The following is a 6,245-nucleotide window of genomic DNA, read 5'->3' on the forward strand; positions in this document are numbered from 1 at the left end:
GACCGCGCGCCCGGCGACCCCGGGCCGAGCGACGACACCCCCGCGACCGCACGCACCCTCACGGGCGGCGCCGCCACGGCGACGCTGTCGCCCGAGGGCGACGTCGACTGGTACACCGTCACCGTCCCGGCCGCGGGCACGTACCGCGCGCACGTCGGGCAGACGTCCGCCGGCGACCCGTCCACCGGACCTCTCCTCGACCCGGTGGTGCAGGTCCAGGACGCGTCGGGGGCCGTGCTCGGCCAGGCGGACGACGGCGAGGTCGGCGAGCCCGAGGACGTGTTCGTGCGGGTCGCCGCGGCGGGCACGCTCCGCGTCGGCGTGTGGAACGCGAACGGCTCCGCGCCCACGGACAGCACGTACGAGGTGCGCGTCGAGCAGGGTCCGACCGCGCCGTTCACGCCGACGTTCACGGCGCCCGCCGACCCGACGCGCACGGACGTCGGCGTCGTCGCGACGGGTGACCTCACCGGCGACGGCAAGGACGACGCGGTGACCGTCGAGCTCGGCGGCGGCGTGTACGTCTACCCGGGCACGGGTGCCGGAACCCTCGCGACGCCGGTGAACGTGCCCGTGCCGGGCATCTCGATCGACGGCCACGGCGTCGCGGTCGCCGACCTGGACGGCGACGGCAGGAAGGACGCGGTCGCGACGACGGCGACGGGGTTCGTGCTGCTCAAGCAGGCGTCGGGCGCTCTGAGCGTCGCTGGCCAGACCCCGGTCACCTCCGGCGGCACCGCGTACCGCGGGTTCGACATCGCCACGGTGGACTGGGACGGCGACGGCGACCAGGACGTCGTCGTGTCGACCAGCCGGCCGAGCATCCAGGTCTTCCGCAACAACGGCTCGGGCGTCTTCACCCCGCTCGCCGAGGCGCAGTCGCAGCAGTACCTCGCGGTGGGCGACGTGACCGGTGACGGCAAGCCCGACGTGGTGACGACCCACGCCGTGCACCCGCAGGCGGCGGACGGCACGCTCGCCGCCCCGATCACCCTGCCGTCGGCGGGCGGCCCGCTGGTGACCGCCGTCGCGGTGGGCGACGTCACGGGCGACGGGCGGCTCGACGTGGTCCGGCTCAACGGCAGCGCGGTCCGTGTCGACGCCGCTCTCGCGGGCGGCGGCTTCGCCCCGACCAAGGAGTACCCGGCCGGCGGCGAGTCGGGCGGCGACCTCGTCGTCGGGAAGATCGACGGCGACGCGCGCGACGACGTGCTCGTGTCGAACGCCTTCGACATGCGCGTCAGCCTGCTCCGCGGGCTCTCCGACGGCACGCTGTCCGCACCCCTGCCGTCCCCCGTCGAGCAGACGGTCTACGACCGGCCCGGCCAGCTCGCGCTCGCGCACCTCGACGCGGACGGACGCGTCGACGCGGTCCTCGCCGAGCAGGGCGTCATCGCGCTGCAGCAGACCGTCCCGTCGGCGACGACGACCCGCGGCTGGGTGCTCGCGACGAGCCCGGCACCGCACACGTCGGGCCTGCAGCCCCGACCGCCCGTGCAGGTCACCTTCGCGCGCGACCTCCGCACGGCCGACCTGACCGAGGACGCCGGGTACTTCCGGCTGCTCGACGCGACCGGCTCGCGCGTGCCCGCGACCGTCGGCTGGAACCCGACGACGCGCACGGTGACCGTGCTGGCCAAGAGCGACCTGCAGCCCGGTCAGCACTACTCGCTGCTCGTCTCGGGCGTCCACGACTCCGCCGGCGCCACGCTCCCGGCCCCCGTCCGGGTGCCGTTCACGGTCGCCGCGGGCGGCGACCGCTACACCCCGGTCGACCCGTTCCGCGTCGTCGACACCCGCGACGCGGGCGTGCCCGAGACGTTCGGCCAGCTCGCGTCCGGCGAGCGGCTCGTGGTCTCGTTCGCCGGGCTGCTGCCCGCCGACGCGACCGCCGTGGTGATGTCCGTCGCCTCGACACGGCACAGCTCGTTCGGCAACGTGCGGGCGTTCCCGACGCAGGTCGACGGCTCGGGCCCCGCACCGCGGGTCGCCAACCTCAACGTCGTGCCCGGCGTGGACCAGCCCAACCTGGTCACCGTGCAGCTCGGCCCCGGTCAGACCGTCGCCGTCATGCCCGAGGGCCCGACGACCGACCTCATCCTCGACGTCTTCGGCTACTACAGCCCCGGCGGCGCGGCGGGGTACGAGCCCGTGACGCCGGTCCGCGTGCTCGACACGCGCGACGGCACCGGCGTCCCCGCCGGTCCCGTGATCGGTGGCCGCTGGGTCGACCTGAAGATCGCGGGCGTGCACGGCGTGCCGGCCGACGCCACCGCCGTCGTCCTCAACGTCGCCGGCACGGGCGTGCAGGGCGGGACGTTCGTCAGCGTGGTCCCTGCGCCGGACCTCGGGGAGCCGTGGTCGGGTCCCAGCACGTCCAACCTCAACCTCTACCCCGGCCGCGACCAGGCGAACCTCGTCACCGTGAAGGTCGGCGAGAACGGGCGCGTGCGCTTCTGGGTCAACCGGTCCGCGACCAACCTCGTCGCCGACCTCGCCGGCTACTACACCGCGACCGGCACCGACGGGCTCGTCCCCGTCGAGCCCGTCCGCGTCGCCGACTCGCGCTCGGCTCTCGGCTTCTCCGGCAAGCTGCGCGCGGGGACGCCCCAGAACGTGAAGATCGGCGGCACGACCTCGGTGCCGATCGACGCGACCGCGGTCGTCGCCAACCTCGCCGGCGTGCACCCCGCCTCGGCGACCCACGTGCGCGCGTTCCCGACGACGGTCCCCGCCACGCTGCCCGACGTCGCGAGCATCAACCTGGTGCCGGGCCGCGACGAGTCGAACATGGCCATCCTGACGCTCGGCGACTCCGGCCGGGTCACGTTCTACGCGCGGTCGGCGGACGTGGACATGGTCGTCGACGTCTTCGGCTGGTTCCGCACCTACCGCTGACGGGGGGTCCCGCGTCGACGCCGGTCGTCGCGCGTGCGGGTGCGGCCGGCCGCGTCCGTGGTCGCCGCGGGCGGCGGTGCTCGTCAGAGGTCGAGGACGAGCGTCGCCCCCCAGTCGTGCGTGCGCTCACGCCGGAACCCGACGCGCTCGTAGAACGCGATCGCCGCGGTGTTGCGCGCGTCGACGCCCAGGTGCAGGCCCCTCACGCCGCGGGCCCGCAGCGCGTCGGCCAGCGCCTCGATGAGCCGGCGCCCCCAGCCCTGCCCTTGGGCGCGCGGCAGCAGGTCGATGTGCAGGTGGGCCGGGTACCGGTCGTACATCTCGTCGGGGCCACCGGCCCGCTCGTGGATGCGGCGGACCAGCACGTGGTCCTCGGTGCCGTCGCCCGGATCCTCGCCGAGCGGGTGCTGGGCGCGCAGCGTCGGCCACCAGTGGGCCTCGAGCCAGGCGTCGAACGCCGGGGTGTCGGCGGTGCCGACGACGTAGCCGAGCACGCCCTCGTCGTCGACCACGACGAACGTGAGGCCCGGGTCGGCGACGGGGTACGGGCCGGCGTAGACGTGCGCGAGCAGGTCGGGGTTGCGGTAGAGGTGCGTCGCGTCGCCGCCCGCGGCGCCCGTCAGCAGGCAGATGCGGTACATCGCGGCCAGGTCGGACGGGTGGTACGGGCGGAGCACGGCAGCCATGCGCCCGACCTTCTCACGCGCGCCGCGGGAGCCGGGCGGGTTCGGGTGCGCGGCGGTGCGGACGCGACTTCGCGGGGCACGCCGTGCCGGGTATGCTGTCCGGGCCGACGACGGCGACCGACGTCTCCGGGGCTCCGCGAGCCCCTGACGAGCGCAGAGGTCGCCGACCGGACGGTCACGCGGGTGTAGTTCAATGGTAGAACTTCAGCTTCCCAAGCTGATGGCGCGGGTTCGATTCCCGTCACCCGCTCCACGCGATCGTCTCGGCCGGTACCCCTCGGGTGCCGGCCGTCGTCGTGTCCGGGCTACTCGGCCGTCGTGTCCGGGGCGTGGTCCTCCGCCGCCGGGTTCCAGCCCGGCATGCCCGGCCAGTGCGCCCACTCCTCGAAGTGCCGCACGCGGCCGTCGGCCGCGAACCGCAGGATCCACAGGTCCCGGTACTCGTGCGGCTCGTCGCCTCCGTAGTGCACCTCGACCCGGACGACCGCGGTGTCGCCCTGCACCGCGACGGGCTCGGCGTGCATCGTGAACGGGGTGTCGTCCGACCAGAACGCCCGGACGGCCTCGAGCCCGTCGAGCCCGTCGTCGTAGGCGGACCGCAGGTAGCGCACGTCGGCGGTGAAGAGCTGGTCGAGACCCGCGACGTCGTTGCCGCGCCACACCCGCTCGTACCCGTCGACCCACGTCATGACGTCCATGGGGTCGAGTGTCGCGCCCGGCACCCGGCTCCGCACCGGCAGGCCCCCGACCAGGGCGGACGTCCAGTTGCGCACGTCCCGTGAAGGGCCCGGTGAGGCCCTTGTGGCGCGCGCGAGGGCGTCGAGAAGGTGGGGGCGGCGCGTGCCGGCCAGCAGGCCGCACAGGGGCGGCCGACGGCACGCCGGCAGGGGGAAGCATGCAGTTGCGCAGATCAGCACGCACGCTCGTCGCGGCGCTCGCCGCACTCACCGTCGCCGCCGCGGTCGTCCCGACCGCGACCGCCGCGTCCGCGGCACCGACCGGCGGCGACAGGACGTCCCGCGCCGAGGCCGCACGCGTCGACCGCGTGAAGGTCCCCGACCTCGGCTGGTTCGACTGCAGCCCGCTGTTCGGGTCCACCGCGCAGTGCGGGGTGGCAGCGCTCCCGCTCGACTACGACGAGCCGCGCGGCGCGACGACCGAGGTCGCGGTGCTGCGGATCCCGGCGACGGACCCGGCCCGGAAGATCGGCACGCTGTTCCTCAACCCCGGCGGACCGGGCGGGTCCGGCGTCGAGATCGCGGCCGCGGCGCCGCAGTTCCTGGCCCCCGAGCTGCTCGCGCGCTTCGACGTCGTGGGGATCGACCCGCGCGGCACGAACTACAGCAGCAACGTGCAGTGCTTCAAGGACGTCGGCCAGCAGGCGGCGGCGGTCTCGGGGCTGACGGACGTCGCGTTCCCGGTGGACTACGCGGAGACGAAGGCCGCGGTCGCGTCGTCGGAGAAGTTCGGGCGCGCGTGCTCGACGACGGGCAAGCCGCTGTCCGGGTCGATGTCGACGGCCGAGGTCGCGCGTGACATGGACGTGCTGCGCCGCACGTTCGGCGACGCGCAGCTCACGTACCTGGGCTTCTCGTACGGGTCCTACCTGGGCAGCGTGTACGCGAACCTGTTCCCGGACCGCGTCCGGGCGCTCGTGATCGACGGTGTGCTCGACCCGACCGCGTGGGCGGGCACGCCGGCGACCGCGTCGGTGCCGCAGACGCAGCGGCTGCGCTCCGGCGAGGGCGCGTGGAGGGCGCTGCAGGAGATCCTCGACCGGTGCGCCGAGGCCGCGGACGTCTGCCAGACGGCCGCGCTGGGCGAGCCGCACGCGGTGTACGACGAGGTGATCGACGGGCTGAAGCAGCAGCCGGTGGACATCGTCGACCCCGACACGGGCGAGGTCGTCTTCACGCTCACCTACGCGACGTTCATCTCGTTCCTGCTGTCCGACCTGTACGCGCCCGACGGCTGGCAGTGGGTCGACTCCGACATCTCGTTCGTCGCGTCGCTCCAGGCCGGCGGCATGGGCACGCCGGAGGGCGCCGAGGCGAACGCCGCCCTCGTCGAGCGGTTCCGCACGCTCCAGGCGGAGCAGGACGCGGCCGCGGCGCAGGAGGCCGCGCAGCGTGCCGCGCTCGGCCTCGGGTTCCCGTACCCGAACGGGCTCGACGCGTTCCAGTCGGTGCTGTGCACCGACGGCCTCAACCCGTCGAAGGCGTCGCAGTGGCCCGCCGCGGCCAAGCGCGCCGACGCGGACGCCCCGGGCTTCGGCCCGCTGTGGACGTGGGCGTCGGCGCCGTGCGCGTCGTCGACGTGGACCGTCAAGGACGAGGACGCCTACCGCGGCCCGTTCACGCGCTCGTCGGCGCACCCCGTGCTCGTCGTCGGCAACTACTGGGACCCGGCGACGAACTACGACGGCGCGGTCGGTGCCGACGCGGTCCTCGGCAGCAGCCGCCTGCTGTCGAGCGACAGCTGGGGCCACACGGCGTACGGCACGTCGGCGTGCGTGACCGACGCGGTCGACGGCTACCTGCTCGCCGGGACGCTGCCCGCCGAGGGCACGGTGTGCGTGGGTGACGCGCAGCCGTTCGTCGTGCCGGACCAGGCGCGCAAGGCCGCACCCCAGCGGGCGCTGCCGCCGGTCGTGCCGCCGCT

General features: G+C 74.8%; 4 protein-coding genes and 1 tRNA gene. 3 read left to right on the plus strand and 2 right to left on the minus strand.

The features are described 5' to 3' along the window. On the plus strand, positions 1-2,898 hold a 2,898-nt coding region (locus tag HGA02_RS08245), incomplete at its 5' end, for an FG-GAP-like repeat-containing protein (protein WP_210728320.1). Positions 2,899-2,981: 83 nt separating this feature from the next. Here the strand turns inward: HGA02_RS08245 and HGA02_RS08250 are convergent. Beyond that, complete coding sequence (locus tag HGA02_RS08250; RefSeq protein WP_168678617.1) at positions 2,982-3,584, minus strand: GNAT family N-acetyltransferase; 603 nt, start codon at positions 3,582-3,584, stop codon at positions 2,982-2,984. Between the two features lie 179 nt (positions 3,585-3,763). Between HGA02_RS08250 and HGA02_RS08255 the strand changes: the two genes are divergently transcribed. Further along, a tRNA-Gly gene (locus tag HGA02_RS08255) sits at positions 3,764-3,837 on the plus strand. Positions 3,838-3,889: 52 nt separating this feature from the next. Here HGA02_RS08255 and HGA02_RS08260 read toward each other — a convergent pair. Next, complete coding sequence (locus HGA02_RS08260) at positions 3,890-4,282, minus strand: nuclear transport factor 2 family protein (protein WP_168678618.1); 393 nt, start codon at positions 4,280-4,282, stop codon at positions 3,890-3,892. 197 nt (positions 4,283-4,479) lie between these two features. Between HGA02_RS08260 and HGA02_RS08265 the strand changes: the two genes are divergently transcribed. Then, positions 4,480-6,245: alpha/beta hydrolase (locus HGA02_RS08265; RefSeq protein ID WP_168678619.1), on the plus strand; the 1,766-nt coding region annotated here is incomplete at its 3' end.

It is taken from the genome of Cellulomonas septica (genome assembly GCF_012396155.1).
In the GTDB taxonomy this organism is placed as follows: Bacteria; Actinomycetota; Actinomycetes; order Actinomycetales; family Cellulomonadaceae; genus Cellulomonas; species Cellulomonas septica.

Excerpts from the sequence above, each read along its gene's own strand:
- HGA02_RS08250 (WP_168678617.1), bottom strand. The coding sequence starts at position 3,584 with ATGGCTGCCGTGCTCCGCCCGTACCACCCGTCCGACCTGGCCGCGATG.
- HGA02_RS08260 (WP_168678618.1), bottom strand. The coding sequence starts at position 4,282 with ATGGACGTCATGACGTGGGTCGACGGGTACGAGCGGGTGTGGCGCGGC.